This window comes from Nocardioides sp. (assembly GCF_016462705.1).
Lineage (GTDB): Bacteria > Actinomycetota > Actinomycetes > Propionibacteriales > Nocardioidaceae > Nocardioides.
In genome coordinates this window covers 1-14,741 of sequence record NZ_JAEMSS010000024.1, presented here as the reverse complement: position 1 = coordinate 14,741, position 14,741 = coordinate 1, and the positions used below count along the sequence as shown (strand labels likewise).

Here is a 14,741-nt window from a genome sequence, read left to right as displayed (position 1 = left end):
CGGGTGGTCGCAGACAGTGGTGGGGACAGTGGTGGGGACAATGGTGGGGCCATGACCGAGACCTCCCTGCGGATCACCTACCCCGCAGACCTCCCGGTCAGCCAGCGACGAGACGATATCGCCGCGGCCATCCGTGACCACCAGGTCGTGATCGTGGCGGGTGAGACCGGTTCCGGCAAGACCACCCAGCTGCCGAAGATCTGCCTCGAGCTGGGCCGGGGCGCCGGCGGCCCTCGCGGCGGGATCATCGGGCACACCCAGCCGCGGCGGATCGCCGCCCGCTCCGTCGCGGAGCGGATCGCCAGCGAGCTCGGGACCGAGCTGGGTGATCTCGTCGGTTACCAGGTGCGGTTCACGGACCGGACGTCGAGGTCGAGCCGGGTCAAGCTGATGACCGACGGCATCCTGCTCGCCGAGCTCCAGCGCGACCGGGACCTGCGCCGGTACGACACGATCATCATCGACGAGGCCCACGAGCGGAGCCTCAACATCGACTTCCTGCTCGGCTACCTCAAGCGGCTGCTGCCGCGGCGCCCCGACCTCAAGGTCGTCATCACCAGCGCGACCATCGACGTCGAGCGGTTCGCCGCGCACTTCGGGGCCCCGGTGGTCGAGGTGTCCGGGCGGACCTACCCGGTGGAGGTCCGCTACCGACCCCTGATCGAGCTGCCCGAGGAGGACGAGGAGGGCGAGCCGGTCATCCGTGACCAGACCGAGGCGATCGTGGACGCGGTCACGGAGCTCTCGGCCGAGGGACCGGGCGACATCCTGGTCTTCCTGCCGGGGGAGCGGGAGATCCGCGACACCGCGGACGCGCTGGCGGATCTGCCGCGCACCGAGGTCGTCCCGCTCTACTCGCGGCTCTCGGCCGCCGAGCAGCACCGGGTCTTCGCCCCGCACACCGGCCGCCGCGTCGTGCTCGCCACGAACGTCGCGGAGACGTCGCTCACCGTGCCCGGCATCAGGTACGTCGTGGACAGCGGCGTCGCGCGGATCAGCCGCTACTCGGTGCGGACCAAGGTCCAGCGGCTGCCGGTCGAGGCGATCAGCCAGGCGTCGGCCAACCAGCGCTCCGGGCGCTGCGGCCGGCTCGAGGCCGGCATCGCGATCCGGCTCTACTCGGAGGAGGACTTCGACCGGCGCCCGGAGTTCACCGAGCCCGAGATCCTGCGGACCAACCTGGCCAGCGTCATCCTGCAGATGACCAGCCTCGGTCTCGGCGACATGAACGACTTCCCCTTCGTCGAGCCGCCCGACCGGCGCAACGTCACCGCCGGAGTGCAGCTGCTGGAGGAGCTGGGGGCGGTCTCCGGGCGCGGTCTCACCAAGGTCGGCCGGCGCCTGGCCCGGCTGCCGATCGACCCCCGGCTGGCCCGGATGATCCTCGAGGCGGAGCGACTCGGCTGCGTTCGCGAGGTGATCGTCATCGCCGCGGCACTGTCCTTGCAGGACCCCCGTGAGCGCCCTGGGCCCGACAGACCCGGTCCGCGGGCGCAGGCGGACCAGCTGCACGCGCGGTTCACCGCCGAGGGCAGCGACTTCCTGACCTGGCTGAACCTGTGGCGGCATCTCAAGGAGCAGCAGAAGGAGATGGGGTCCAGCGCGTTCCGCCGGATGTGCAAGCGCGAGTTCCTCAACCACCTGAGGGTCCGCGAGTGGCAGGACTTCGAGTCCCAGCTCCGGCAGGTGTGCAAGGAGATGCGCATCGAGGTGGGTCAGCCGGCGGACCGCCCCGACGCCGACGGGATCCACCAGGCGCTGCTGTCCGGCCTGCTGAGCCACGTCGGGCTGCTGGAGGAGCGGGACCGCACGGACTCCGCTCGATCCAGGGGAGGGCCTCGGGAGTACCTCGGGGCGCGCAACGCGAGGTTCGCGATCTTCCCCGGCAGCGTGCTCAAGCGGAAGAACCCGCAGTTCGTGATGGCCGGTGAGCTCGTCGAGACCGGGCGGCTGTGGGGCCGGCAGGTCGCGGCGATCCAGCCCGAGTGGGCCGAGCGGCTGGGGGCGCACCTGGTGAAGCGGACGTACGCCGAGCCGCACTGGTCCCGCAAGCGGGCCGCGGTGATGGCGCGGGAGCGGGTCACGCTCTACGGCGTCCCCCTGGTGGCCGACCGGCTGACGTCGTACGCGAAGGTCGACCCGGCCCTGGCCCGCGAGCTGTTCATCCGGCACGCCCTGGTCTACGGGGAGTGGCACACCAACCACCGCTTCTACCGCATGAACCTCGCCCTCCTCGAGGAGGCCGAGGAGCTCGAGCACCGCGCCCGCCGCCGCGACCTGGTGGTCGACGAGCACACGCTCTTCGACTTCTACGACGCCCGGATCGGTGCGGACGTGGTGAGCGGCGCGCACTTCGACCGCTGGTGGAAGGAACGCCGGCGCACCGAGCCGGAGCTGCTCACCTTCGACCCCGCGATGCTCACCCACGCGACCGCCGAGCAGGTGCGCGCCGAGGACTACCCCGAGGTGTGGCGCAGCGGGGGTGACGACGAGGGCCTCACGTTCCCCATCAGCTACCACTTCGAGCCCGGTGCGCCCGACGACGGCCTCACCATCGACGTACCCGTGGCCACCCTCAACCAGGTCTCCGACGACGACTTCAGCTGGAACGTCCCGGGGCTGCGGGAGGAGCTCGTCACCGCGCTGATCCGGAGCCTGCCCAAGAGCCTCCGGGTGAGCTTCGTCCCGGCGCCGGACCGGGCGCGCGCCTTCCTCGAGTCGGTGCCCGCCGGCGACGAGCCGTTGCTCGACGCGCTCGAGCGCTGGGCCCGGGCGACGACCGGGGTGGTGGTCCCGAGGGACGCCTGGGACTGGGACAAGGTGCCCGAGCACCTGCGGCCGACCTACCGCGTCGTGGACGACGACGGCGCCGAGCAGGCCCGCGGCAAGGACCTCGAGGTGCTGAAGGAGCCGCTGCGCCCGCGGTTCGAGGAGGCCCTGGCCCAGGTCGCCGCGGACTCCGGGCTGAGCCGCACCGGTGCGACCACCTGGGTCTTCGACGAGGTCCCCGAGTCGACCAGCCGCCGCCGGGCCGGGCACGAGGTGGTCGTCCACCCCGCCCTCGTCGACGAGGGCGCGACCGTCGGCCTCGGCGTGTTCGGCTCGGCCGACGAGGCGGAGGCCCGGCACCGGCTCGGCGTCGCCCGGCTCGTGCTGCTCGGCTCCCCCCGCGCCGACGGGGTGGTCGCCGGACTGTCCAACGCCGAGAAGCTCGGGCTGGCCGGGTCGCCCTACGCCTCGGTCGCCGACCTCGTCGAGGACTGCCGACTCGCCGTCGTGCTGGAGGCCCTGGACTCCCGAGAGCCGGTCCGCGACGAGGCGGCCTACGCCGGCCTGCTGGCGGACCTCGGGCCCGGCCTCCTCGACCGGGTCCGCGGGCTGCTGGCCGACGTGCTGCGCGCGCTCGGGGGCTGGCGCGAGGCCGACCGGGTGCTGAGCGGCCGGGCCGAGATGACGCTGCTCCCGGCGCTGTCGGACATGAAGAACCAGCTGGCCAGGCTGGTGCACCCGGGGTTCGTCGGGGACGCGGGACCTCGGCAGCTGCGCCGCTACCCGGCGTACCTCGGCGCGCTCCGGCACCGCCGTACCCGACTCGACGACGGCGTGGCCGCCGTCAACCGGGACCGGCAGCAGATGGCCATGGTGGCCGACCTCGAGGCGGCGTACCTGCACGCGGTGGCCGCGCTGCCGGACGGCCGCCCACCCGGAGCGGCCCTGCGCGACGTGCGCTGGATGCTCGAGGAGTACCGGATCTCGCTGTTCGCCCAGCAGGTCGGGACGGCGGGGCCGGTGAGCGACCAGCGGATCCGCAAGGCGCTGGCTGCGGCCACGTAGCCTGACCGTCGTGTCAGAGCGCCAGCACCACCGCCCGATGCGACCCGGCGCGGGGTTCTTCGCCGAGATCGACGCGGGTGCGGACCCGGCGCTGCTGAGCGAGGCCGCGGACCGGGCGGCGAACCTGTTGGTCCGCGGGGCGCGGGCGACCGACGACCCCGCCGTCGCCGAGCGGATCCTGCACCTCGCCGACACCGAGGGCATCGAGACCATCGCCGAGGTCTGGTCGCACTCGGCGGCCGACTCGCTGGCCGGCTGCCTGTGGCGGCTGTTCCTGCTGCGCTCCTGGGTCTACGCCGACCCGCTGGGCGTCGCCCGGGAGTACGACGCCGGGGTGGTCCGGGCGCCGGTGGCCCAGGTCGTCGCCGGGGTGGCGGAGCCGCCGGGCCCCGAGGAGCTCAAGACGATGGTCGACGAGGTGCTGCGCGGGATCGCCGCCAGCGAGTTCGCCGACGTGCTGTTCCGCGCGGCGGCGTTCTCCCGGGTGGTGGCCACCGGGAGGGCCGTGCTGCCCGAGCGCAGCGAGCCCGACGTCCAGCGGATGCTGGTGCTCGCCGAGCAGCTCGAGGCCGCCGGGCACGAGGAGCTCGCGCACGGGCTCAGCTGACGAAACGGAATGCCCACCCGGGTCGTCTCGTTACACTGTCGGTGGAGCGTGCCGGGCCGCGGCAGCCCCGGGTCCCAAAATTAGCCGCTTCGAGCGGCCACGCGCCGTGAGGCGCTCCCGGTCCGGCGCGCTCCACCTTCGCTCCTAGGGTGGGCGCGTGACGTCCTACCAGCCCGAGACCGACGGTGAGCCGGACCCCGGCGAGGTCGTGTGGGCGTGGGTGCCCTACGAGGACGACCCGGCCCGCGGCAAGGACCGGCCGGTGCTGCTGATCGGGCACACCGTCGTCGACGGGGTCCCGTGGTGGGCTGGGTTGATGCTCAGCAGCCAGGACCACGACCGCGACGCGGTGGAGGAGGCCGCGGCCGGCCGGCACTGGATGGACGTCGGCACCGGCGCCTGGGACCGGGAGGGCCGTCCGAGCGAGGTGCGGCTCGACCGGCTGATCACGCTGGGTGACGCCGACATCCGGCGGGAGGGCGCCGCGCTCGACCGGGCCACGTTCGACCTGGTCGTCGCCGCGGCCCGCAGGTGGCATGCCGTCGACTGACGGGTGGAACGACCTGCGGGAACACCGGGGGAGGCCCTCTGTAGGCTGACCGCCGGTCCGCAGGAGGGGAGACGTCAGTGGCAACGAGGCTGCTCGGAGCCATGCTGACGGCGTGCCTGGCCCTCACGGCGTGCACGGGCTCCGACGACCCCGACCCCGAGCCGACCTCGGCGCCGCCGCCGATCGTGGTGGTCGACCTCGAGTTCGGCGTCTGGGGGACCGACGAGGAGGTGGCGGCCTACCGGGACGTCGTCGAGGTCTACGACCAGGAGACCGACGAGGTCAACGTCGAGGTGACCACCTACGCCACCCACCGCGCGCTGATCGACGCGATCGAGCAGGGTGACGTGCCCGACGTGTTCCTGGCCGACCGCGGCGACCTGGCCACGTTGCTCGAGGAGGGGATCACCCAGCCCATCGGCGAGCGTCTCGACGAGCGCGACGTCGACTTCGGCGACGACTACTCGCGCGCGGCGCTCGAGGCGTTCTCCTTCGACCGCGACCTGCAGTGCATGCCCTACGGCATCTCGCCCCTGGTCGTCTACTACAACACCGCGCTCGTCGACTTCGAGCGGATGGCCGAGCGTGGTCTCGAGGTCCCCAACCTCAACGACGAGGCGCGGCTGCGCTGGAGCCTCGAGGAGCTCCGCGTGGCCGCGGAGTTCGCGACCCGGCCGCGGCGGGGGACGAGCGGGCTCTACGTCCCACCGACGCTGGACGGGCTCTCGCCGTTCGTGCTCAGCGGCGGCGGCCGGATCTTCAACGACGACGACCAGCCGACCTCGCTGGACTTCTCCTCCGACGACAGCCGCTCGGCCCTCGAGCAGGCCCTCCCGGTCCTGCGCGACCCGCGCCTGACGCTGACCCCCGACCAGCTGGCGCGCAGGACCGCCGCCACGTGGTTCGAGCGCGGCAAGCTCGGCATGATCGTGGGTGACCGGTCGCTGACGGCCGAGTTCCGCCGGGTCCCGGGCCTCGAGTTCGGGGTGATGCCGATGCCGATCATCGACGACGCCGCCACGGTGGGCGGCCTGACCGGGATCTGCATCGCGGCCGACACCCCCGACCTGGCCGAGTCCGCCGACCTGCTGGTCGACATCATCTCCACCGAGTCGGTGCAGCGGGTGGTGCCGGCCGGCTACCTCGTGCCGGCCAACCAGACCGTCGCCCTGACCGACGACTTCCTCCAGCCCACGCGGCAGCCCGCCCGCGCCGACGTCTTCAACGACAGCGTCCGCGACCTCTACGTGCCGCCGCTGCTCGACGACGAGGCCGCGCTCGAGGAGGCGGTCGAACCCGGCATCGAGCTGCTCCTCAACGTCGAGATCCCCGACATCGAGGCGCTGACGACGCAGATCGACGAGGCCTCGCAGGCGGTGCTGTCGCCGCCCGACGACCCGACCGACGAGCCGGTCGAGCCGGAGTCCTCCGACGACTAGTGCGGAGGCTCGGGCGCCGCGGGGTCGGTGTCCGCGTCCAGGTCGGCCTCCACGGCCTTGACCGCCGCCTCCACGTCCACGTCGACGTCCTCCATCTCCGCCCCGAGGATCGCCGCGACCAGGACGGGACCGACGAGCTCCCGCTGCCACTGACGTGCGCCGAGGGCGGTGAGCTGCGCGTCCACCTCGGTGGCCAGCGCCTCGGCGTCGCGGGTCGCGGGAGGGCTCCACAGGACCCGGCGCAGGTAGTCGGGCGTGAGCAGGTTCTCGACCGGGACGGAGACGTCCGCGGCCAGTGCCGTCATCTGGGTGCGGGCGAGCGCCAGCCGCCGGGCGGCCACCGGGTCCCGCTCGGCCCAGGCCCGAGGCATCGGTGGACCGTCGCTGCGCGGGGTGCGGACCGGGAGGTCGGCCTCGTCCATCTCGGCCGCCCGGGTGAGGGCGGCCAGCCAGCGGGACGCGTAGCGCTCCGCCCCGCGGCCGTGGAAGCCCTTGGTGCCGAGCAGCTCCGCCTTGTCCTTGGGTGCGGCGAGGGCGGCCACCACGATCGCGGCGTCGGGGATGATCCGGCCCGGTGTCACGTCGCGCTGCGAGGCGATCGCGTCCCGGGTCTCCCACAGCTCCTTGACCGCGGCCAGGCCACGACGGCCGCGGACCCGGTGCAGCCCCGAGGTGCGCCGCCACGCGTCCACCCGGGGCGTGGGCACGAAGTGCCGCAGCGCCTCGAACTCCTGGAGCGCCCACTCCAGCTTGCCGGCCTCGACCAGCTCGGCGTGCAGGGCGTCCCGCAGCTCGACGAGGAGCTCGACGTCCAGGGCGGCGTACTCCAGCCAGGGCACGGGCAGCGGCCGGGTCGACCAGTCGACCGCCGAGTGCTCCTTCTTCATCCGGTGGCCGAGCACCGTCTCGACCAGCGTGGCCAGGCCGACCCGCGGGTGCCCGAGGAGCCGGCCCGCCAGCTCGGTGTCGAACAGCGCCGTCGGCCGCAGCCCGACCTCGGCGAGGCAGGGCAGGTCCTGCGTCGCCGCGTGCAGGATCCACTCCGCGCCCTCGAGCGCCTCCTGCAGCGGTGCCAGCGTCGAGAGACCGATCGGGTCGATGAGCCAGCTGCCGCTGCCCTCACGACGGACCTGGATCAGGTACGCACGGTTGGAGTAGCGGTAGCCCGAGGCACGCTCGGCGTCGATGGCGACCGGGCCGGTGCCCTCCCCGATCGCGGTCGCGGCCCGGCGCAGCGACTCGTCGGTGTCGGACACAGGCGGCAGACCGTCACGCAGCGTGAGCAGCGGAAGCTCGGGGGTCTCCTCGGTGAGCTCCTCGGGCGTGACGGTGGCGGGGTCGTCCGAACGGTCCGTCATCCGCCTCTGCTGCGTCGGGTCGGGATGACGGTCACCCCGTCCGGCACCGGCGGCAGTCCCACCGCGGTGCAGAGCAGCTCCCCCCACGCTTCGACGTGTGGAGCGACGTCGAGCGAGCCGGCCGGCAGGTCCGGCCCGGTGGGCGTCCAGGACGCCCTGATCTCCAGCTGGGCCGTGCCGCCGTCCTCGGCCATGCCCCCATAGCTCTCGGTGGCCACTCGCGTCACCGTCCCCGACACCGCGTGGTACGTCGCGCCGTGGGCGTCGAGCGCCTCGGTGAGCCACGACCAGCCGACGTCCGCGAGCAGCGGGTCGGTGATCAGCTCCACGTCGATCTCGGCCCGCGCGTAGGCGACGCAGCGGAACACGCCGTCCCAGGCGTCGTTGCCCGCCGGGTCGTGGAGCAGGATGATCCGGCCGGTCCCCATCTCGGTCCCGTCGACGTCCACGTCGGCGGAGATGGCGGCTGCGTAGGGCGCGATCCGCTGCGGTGCCGGCATCGGCTCGGTGTGCACCTCGGGCCGCAGCCTGGCGGTGTGCATCGACGCGACAGCGTCGCGGAACGCGGCGGGCTCGGCATCGGCCCCCGCGCCCGCGCGCGTCTCGGTGCGCACGGCCATGTGGCCACCCTAGGTCTGAGGTCAACGCGGTGATGTGTGAACACGCCGCAGGGGCTGGCACGCTGTCCTGGTGGTGGTGACCCCGGATGAGAGCGTCTTCCTGCGTGCGGCGCGCGGCGAGCCGGTGTCGCACACGCCGGTGTGGTTCATGCGCCAGGCCGGCCGGTCCCTGCCGGAGTACCGCAAGGTCCGCGAGGGCGTGGGGATGCTCGAGTCCTGCATGGACCCCGAGCTCGTCGTCGAGATCACCATGCAGCCGGTCCGCCGCTACGGCGTCGACGCCGCCATCTTCTTCTCCGACATCGTGCTGCCGCTCAAGGCCGTCGGGGTCGACCTGGACATCGTCGCCGGCGTCGGTCCGGTGGTCGCCAGGCCCGTGCGCACCCTGGCGGACGTCGCGGCCATCCCGGACCTGACGCCCGAGCACGTCCCCTTCGTCACCGAGGCGGTGGGCGGGCTGGTGCGCGAGCTCGGCGGCACCCCGCTGATCGGCTTCGCGGGCGCGCCGTTCACCGTGGCGTCCTACCTGGTCGAGGGTGGCCCGTCCAAGGACCACGCCCGGACCAAGGCGATGATGTTCGGCGAGCCGGAGTTGTGGGACGCGCTGATGCGCAAGATCGCCGGGATCGCAGCGGCCTACCTCGAGGTGCAGGTGCGAGCCGGCGCCAGCGCCGTGCAGCTCTTCGACTCCTGGGCGGGGGCGCTCTCGCCGCGGGACTACGCCGAGCTGGTGATGCCCCACTCGGCCGCCGTGCTGGAGCGGGCAGGGACGCTGGGCGTCCCGCGCATCCACTTCGGCGTCGGCACCAGCAACCTCCTCGGGCTGATGGGGGAGGCGGGGGCGGACGTGGTCGGCGTCGACTGGCGCACGCCGCTGGCCTCCGCGATCGAGGTGGTCGGTGACCGCGCGGTGCAGGGCAACCTCGACCCCACCCTGGTGTTCGCGCCGACCCAGGTGATGCTGGCCCGCGCCGCCGACATCCTGGACGCCGGCCGGGCCGCCCGCGGGCACGTCTTCAACCTCGGCCACGGGGTGCTCCCCAGCACCGACCCGGACCAGCTGGCCCGGCTCACCGAGTTCGTCCAGGGCTACCAGGTGCGCGACGGCCAGGAAGCCTAGGAGCCCGAGGAACCGCTAGGAGGCGGCCTTCGCGGTCTTCTTGGCGGCGGTCTTCTTCGTGGTGCGGGTCCGGGTCCGGGACGTCACCTTCGGGGTCGTGGGCCGCTGCCGCACGCGTGGCGCACCCTCGTTCTGCTCCACGTCGAGGTAGTCCTGGGCGCGGGCCAGCGAGATCAGCTTGGAGAAGCCGTAGAGCCGCGGGTCGAACGTCGCGTAGCGGGTGGTGAGCACCTGGCCGACCTGACCGAGGTGCGCCCAGCCGTCGTCGGTGGAGACGTCGTCGATCGCCGCCACCAGGATCTCCCGGAGGTCGGGCAGCGGCGCCGACTCGTCCTCCGAGCCCTCGGCGTCCACGGCGGCCACGGCGTCCATGGGGCCGGCGCTCGGCGCCGTCTCCTCGTCGGTCGCACCCTTGGTGCCCAGCACCTCCAGGAAGATGAACCGGTTGCACGCGTTGACCAGCGACTTGGGGGTCTTGCGCATGCCGAACCCGTAGACCGTCTTGGCCGACTCCCGCAGCCGCATCGCGAGGCGGGTGAAGTCGCTGTCGCTGGACACGATGGCGAACGCGTCGACGTTGCCGGAGTAGAGCAGGTCCATCGCGTCGATGATCAGCGCGGAGTCGGTCGAGTTCTTCCCGACCGTGTAGGCGACCTGCAGCATCGGCTGGATCGCGTGCTCGGGCAGCTTGGACCGCCAGCCGCCCAGGTGGGAGGTCGTCCAGTCGCCGTACGCGCGCTTGACGGTGGGGACGCCGTACTTGGCGACCTCCTCCATCAGCGCGGCCGCGTGCTTGGGCGAGGTGTTGTCGGCGTCGATCAGAACGGCGAGACGGACGTTCTCGGGGGTCGGCACCTGCCGAACGCTACGCGGCGGGGGTGGGCGCGGCTTCCTTGCGGCGGAACCGACGCAGCAGCGGCACTCCCGGGACCGCGAGGACGGCGGCCACGACCAGCCACGGGAGCAGGGCGCCGAGGACGGTCGCCAGCCCGACGCCGAAGGTCGTGAGCGCGTCCCAGCCGCCGGCCAGACCGGCGAAGAACCCGGAGTCGTCGTCCTTCTTCTCGGGCGGCGGGTCCTTCTTCTTCTCCTTGGTCCGCTCCACGGTGACGTTGATGGTCGCCATCGCGGTCTGGTCGGCGAGGTAGCGCTGCTCCTTCTCCAGCACGGCCAGGTCCGCCTGGCGCTGGGAGAGCTGGGCCTCGATCGCGACGACGTCCCGGATCGAGGTCGCCTGCTCGAGCAGCAGGGAGATGCGCTCGATGCTGCGGCGCTGGACCTGGACCCGGATGTCCTTGTCGAGGACCTCGGTGGTGACGTCCTTGGTGTTGCCGCTCGAGGCGATGAGGACCGCGACCCGCTCGAGGTCCTGCATCGCCGCGTCGAACCGCGCGGTCGGCACCCGGAGCTGGAGCCGGGCCCGCAGCGGGTCGCCCTCGTCGTCGGTCTGGGTCTCGTTGGCCTCGATCTCCCCGGCGTAGGTGTCGACGACCTTGCGGACGTCGAAGATCGCCTGTCCCACGTCCGCGGACCTCAGCTGCACGGCCCCGTTGGAGATGAGCTTCTGGTCCTGCTCGGCAGGTGCCTCCGGCTCGGCCTGCGCTGCGGTCGCCACGGCCGCCTCGTCGGCCGCGGCGTCGAAGGCCTGGATCCCGTCGCGACCGGCGCCCTCAGGATCGACGGGCTCCGCGGCCGGATCCGCGGCCGGATCCGCGGCCGGGCCCTCGGCGGCCACCGAGCCGCCGCCGTCGTCTCCGGCATCGGTGGAGTCCGAGTCGCTGCCGACGCCGCAGGCGCCGGTGAGTGCCAGGACCGAGAGGGTGGCGGCGGTGGCCAGGATCGTGCGAAGAGCGGGGCGACGGGTCGCGGACGTCATGCGACTCGGACGTGTCATGCGCCACGCCGGTTCCGGTCCGGACCTTCGACCCTGCTCGGTCGAGGTGGCCTCTGGAAAGGTTGGCCGGGTGCGCACGGTGGTGGTCGTCGGCGGAGGCATCGCGGGCCTGTCCGCGGCACGGTTCCTGGCCGAGCAGGGCGACGACGTCGTCGTGCTCGAGGGGAGCCCGGAGACGGGAGGCAAGCTGCGCCGGGCCGAGGTCGGCGGGGTGCTGGTGGACGTCGGCGCGGAGGCGATGCTGAACCGCCGCCCGGAAGGGGTCGACCTCGCCCAGGCCCTCGGCCTCGCGATCGAGCACCCGGCCGTGGCGTCCTCGCGGATCTGGACCAGGGGGGCCCTGCGCCCGTTGCCCCGGTCGCTGATGGGGGTGCCGCTCGACGAGGTCCAGCTCCGTGCGTCGGGGGTCCTCTCCGAGGACGGGCTCGAGCGCGCGCTGGCCGAGGTCGGGCTGCCGCCCAGCGAAATGGCCAGCGATGTGGCCCGCGAGGTGGCCGACGACGTCTCGGTCGGTGACCTGGTCGACCAGCGGTTCGGACCGGAGGTCACCGACCGGCTGGTCGAGCCGCTGCTCGGCGGGGTGTACGCCGGCCACGCCCGGGAGATCTCGGCCCGGGCCGCGGTCCCCCAGCTGGTGACCCTGGCGAGCCAGGGCTCGGTGCTCGCCCAGTCCGCGCAGGTGGCCACGACCTACGACCTGCCGGTGTTCGCCGGCCTCCCGGGCGGCATGGGCGGCCTGACCGACGCGTTGGCCGCGCCGCTCGACGTACGCCGCGACGCGACCGTCCGCGAGCTCGCCCGCACCGCCTCCGGTTTCGCGCTGACCGTCGGGCCCGCGTCCGCCCCCGAGCTCCTGGAGGCCGACGCGGTCGTGCTCGCCACGCCGGCGGCGCCGGCCGCCCGGCTCCTCCAGGGGCTCGCGCCGGTCGCGGCCGCGGAGCTCGCCGGGATCGAGAGCGCGTCGATGGCCGTGGTGACGTTCGCGTTCCGGGCCGCCGACGTGACGGGGCTCGACGACTCGTCGGGCTTCCTCGTCCCGCCCGTGGACGGGCGGGCGATCAAGGCGTCGACGTTCTCCTTCGTCAAGTGGGACTGGGTGCGCCGCGCGGGCGCGGCCGCGGGCCTGGTCCACCTCCGCACCTCCCTCGGCCGGCACAGAGAGGAGGCCGTCCTGCAGCGCAGTGACGAGGAGCTCGTCGCCCTGTCGCTGGCCGAGCTCGCGGAGGCGGTCGGGCTGACCGCCCGGCCGGTGGACGTGCACGTGCAGCGGTGGGGCGGGGGACTGCCCCAGTACGCCGTCGGCCACCTCGACCGGGTCGCCCGGATCCGGGCGGCGGTGGCCGAGGTGGCCGGTCTGGCGGTGTGCGGTGCGGCGTACGACGGGGTCGGGATCCCGGCGGTGATCGCCTCGTCCCGACGCGCCGTCGCCGACCTCGGTGCGCCTGTTCGCTAGACGATCGGCGTCTTGGTGACCTTGAGGTCGTAGGCGAACGCCGGGTCGCAGCTGAGGCGGGTCGCCATGCCGTCGTACTCGAACGCCAGGTCGTTCCTCAGCCGACGGTGGGTGCCGTCGTTGACGATGAGGTAGCCGGCGTCGTCCAGCTCCTCGTGCACGGGCTTCTTCTTGCCCACCTTGGACGCGGTCCCACGGACGACGGCCTTGGCGCCGTCGATGGTGATCGACGCCCGGACCTTCCCGTCCTCGAGGATCTCGCGCTTGACGTTCTTCGACCTGCCGTTGCCGGCGTCCGGGTCGCCCAGGACGACCTGGAACCAGTTCCCGTACTTGTCGTTCTCGTAGAGGCTGGCGTAGACGGCGGTGCCGTCCAGGTCGCCCCGGCACTCCAGCACGATGCCGCGCTCGCGCTCGGTCGTGGGGGCGCCGGTCTCAGCGGCCAGCACGGCCGAGGCGGGGGCGGAGCCGACCGTCAGCGCGGTAGCGGTCAGGAAGGCTGCGGTCAGGGTGCGGTGCGCGTTCATGGTTGTTCCTCGTGCTCGGGCCCGGGTCGGGCCTGTCCTGTTGCTGGCCGGGTTCGGCGCAGTCGGGGGTGATACGCGCTCGGCGGGTGGTTGGTTGCACGGATCCGCGAGATCTTTGCTCCGGCCCTGAGATCCCTCGAGGTGTGCCCCGATGTCCCTGGGACCCGGGACACCAGGCCCGGCACCTTCGTCTCGTCGCCGATCGGCGGCACTCCCCTTGAACCCTCACGAAGGACACCGAGATGACCACCGTCACCACGCACAACCCGGCCCGCGCCGACCTGGCCGCCACCGAGGCCCAGGGCGCCGGCCACTCCCGTCAGTCCCGCTCCTGGGCCCTCGCCGGCATCGGCGCAGGGATCCTCGGCGCCGGCACGATCGTGACCAGCTCCGCGGTCGACGTCGTCTACCGCGAGGAGTTCAACCGCGGATCCGTCGACGGCGTGGCCGAGGCGCTCTCCGACAAGACCGGCGTGATGTTCGCGTTCCACTCGATCACCACCCTCGGTGCGGTCCTGATGATCGTCTTCGGTGCCGGGCTGTTCCGTCGGCTGCGCGCCGGCATGCCGGACAGCATCGCCCCGGTCGTCGCCCTGACCGGCCTGGCGGGAACGGGCCTCGTCTCGCTTCTGGGCGCCGGGCTCGACACCGAGTTCATGCTCGCGGGACTCCAGGACGACATGGCCCTCGCCGACTCCTCGGCGGCCATCTACAACCACTGGATCGGCACGATCCCGTGGCTGTGGACGCTGGTGGGCCTGTCCGGCCTGGCGGTCTTCGTCGCCTTCCGCCGGGGCGTCGCTCCGCGCTGGCTCGGCCTGGTCGGGCTGGTTCTCGGCGGCCTGACCCTGCTCCTCGGCATCTCGCCGTTCGAGTACATGTCCGGCCTGACCGGCGTGCTCTGGCTGCTGGCGACCGCCATCGGCTTCACCCTCGGCGACAAGGAGCACCGGTCCGCGTGACCCGCTCCGCCGCACCGCAGGCCGGCCCGACCCCCCGAGGGTCGGGTCGGCCTCCGCGCGTCCCGGCGGACGGCCACAATGGGCAGGTGGGGGAGCGCACGGCCGAGGGCACGGGTGACCGCGCTCGCCCGCACTGGGTGGTGCTCCTGCTGCCGGCGCTCTGCCTGGTGGGCTTCGCCCTGACCGTGCTCCTCGACGTCCGGACCCCGGACACCGGTCTGGGCGTCGAGTTCGCGCCGGGGGACGGGTGGAGCTACTCGCTGCTGGGCGTGCTGCTCAGCGCCCTCGCCGCCGTCGTCCTGGTTCGCGAGCCCCGGCAGGGCTTCGGGTGGGCCCTGGCGGGGTCGGGCCTCTTCTGGGTCACCGACGGCCTGGCC

13 protein-coding genes are annotated in these 14,741 nt (G+C 73.2%); 8 read left to right on the top strand and 5 right to left on the bottom strand.

Annotation, left to right across the window (positions count from 1 at the left end):
• The first annotated feature begins 51 nt into the window (after positions 1-51).
• The 4 genes from hrpA (at position 52) to JHD21_RS04980 (ending at position 6,430) form a co-directional block, all read left to right on the top strand.
• Complete coding sequence (hrpA, locus tag JHD21_RS04995; RefSeq protein WP_292672137.1) at positions 52-3,834, top strand: ATP-dependent RNA helicase HrpA; 3,783 nt, start codon at positions 52-54, stop codon at positions 3,832-3,834.
• Between the two features lie 10 nt (positions 3,835-3,844).
• The gene (locus tag JHD21_RS04990; protein WP_292672136.1) at positions 3,845-4,441 is read left to right on the top strand and encodes a hypothetical protein; all 597 of its coding nucleotides are present in this window, start codon (positions 3,845-3,847) and stop codon (positions 4,439-4,441) included.
• Between the two features lie 157 nt (positions 4,442-4,598).
• Positions 4,599-4,991, top strand: coding sequence for a type II toxin-antitoxin system PemK/MazF family toxin (locus JHD21_RS04985; protein ID WP_292672135.1), 393 nt, complete (start codon positions 4,599-4,601; stop codon positions 4,989-4,991).
• Positions 4,992-5,068: 77 nt separating this feature from the next.
• Complete coding sequence (locus JHD21_RS04980) at positions 5,069-6,430, top strand: extracellular solute-binding protein (RefSeq protein ID WP_292672134.1); 1,362 nt, start codon at positions 5,069-5,071, stop codon at positions 6,428-6,430.
• Here JHD21_RS04980 and JHD21_RS04975 read toward each other — a convergent pair.
• Both JHD21_RS04975 and JHD21_RS04970 read right to left on the bottom strand, forming a co-directional pair.
• Positions 6,427-7,788 (bottom strand): ribonuclease D, encoded by a 1,362-nt coding sequence (locus tag JHD21_RS04975; RefSeq protein ID WP_292672132.1) that lies wholly within the window; start codon positions 7,786-7,788, stop codon positions 6,427-6,429. The two genes, JHD21_RS04980 and JHD21_RS04975, sit on opposite strands and share 4 nt — an antisense overlap.
• The gene (locus JHD21_RS04970) at positions 7,785-8,408 is read right to left on the bottom strand and encodes a DUF3000 domain-containing protein (protein ID WP_292672130.1); all 624 of its coding nucleotides are present in this window, start codon (positions 8,406-8,408) and stop codon (positions 7,785-7,787) included. Before JHD21_RS04970 ends, JHD21_RS04975 begins: the two co-directional genes overlap by 4 nt.
• Positions 8,409-8,484: 76 nt before the next feature.
• On the opposite strand from JHD21_RS04970, the gene hemE reads away from it, so the two are divergent.
• On the top strand, positions 8,485-9,528 hold the full coding sequence (hemE, locus tag JHD21_RS04965) for a uroporphyrinogen decarboxylase (RefSeq protein ID WP_292672168.1): 1,044 nt from the start codon (positions 8,485-8,487) through the stop codon (positions 9,526-9,528).
• Positions 9,529-9,543: 15 nt separating this feature from the next.
• On the opposite strand, the gene JHD21_RS04960 is transcribed toward hemE, so the two are convergent.
• Both JHD21_RS04960 and JHD21_RS04955 read right to left on the bottom strand, forming a co-directional pair.
• Entirely contained in the window at positions 9,544-10,383 is an 840-nt protein-coding gene (locus tag JHD21_RS04960) for an NYN domain-containing protein (RefSeq protein ID WP_292672128.1), read from the bottom strand.
• A 10-nt stretch (positions 10,384-10,393) separates the two neighbouring features.
• Positions 10,394-11,404: a DUF4349 domain-containing protein gene (locus JHD21_RS04955; RefSeq protein ID WP_292672126.1), complete on the bottom strand. Its 1,011-nt coding sequence runs from the start codon at positions 11,402-11,404 to the stop codon at positions 10,394-10,396.
• Between the two features lie 88 nt (positions 11,405-11,492).
• Between JHD21_RS04955 and hemG the strand changes: the two genes are divergently transcribed.
• A complete protein-coding gene (gene hemG, locus JHD21_RS04950; RefSeq protein ID WP_292672124.1) occupies positions 11,493-12,875 on the top strand; it encodes a protoporphyrinogen oxidase in 1,383 nt (460 codons plus the stop codon).
• Here the strand turns inward: hemG and JHD21_RS04945 are convergent.
• Complete coding sequence (locus JHD21_RS04945) at positions 12,872-13,402, bottom strand: hypothetical protein (protein ID WP_292672122.1); 531 nt, start codon at positions 13,400-13,402, stop codon at positions 12,872-12,874. The genes hemG and JHD21_RS04945 overlap by 4 nt on opposite strands.
• 242 nt (positions 13,403-13,644) lie before the next feature.
• On the opposite strand from JHD21_RS04945, the gene JHD21_RS04940 reads away from it, so the two are divergent.
• Positions 13,645-14,364 (top strand): hypothetical protein, encoded by a 720-nt coding sequence (locus JHD21_RS04940; RefSeq protein WP_292672120.1) that lies wholly within the window; start codon positions 13,645-13,647, stop codon positions 14,362-14,364.
• Between the two features lie 86 nt (positions 14,365-14,450).
• On the top strand, positions 14,451-14,741 hold a 291-nt coding region (locus JHD21_RS04935; protein WP_292672118.1), incomplete at its 3' end, for a hypothetical protein.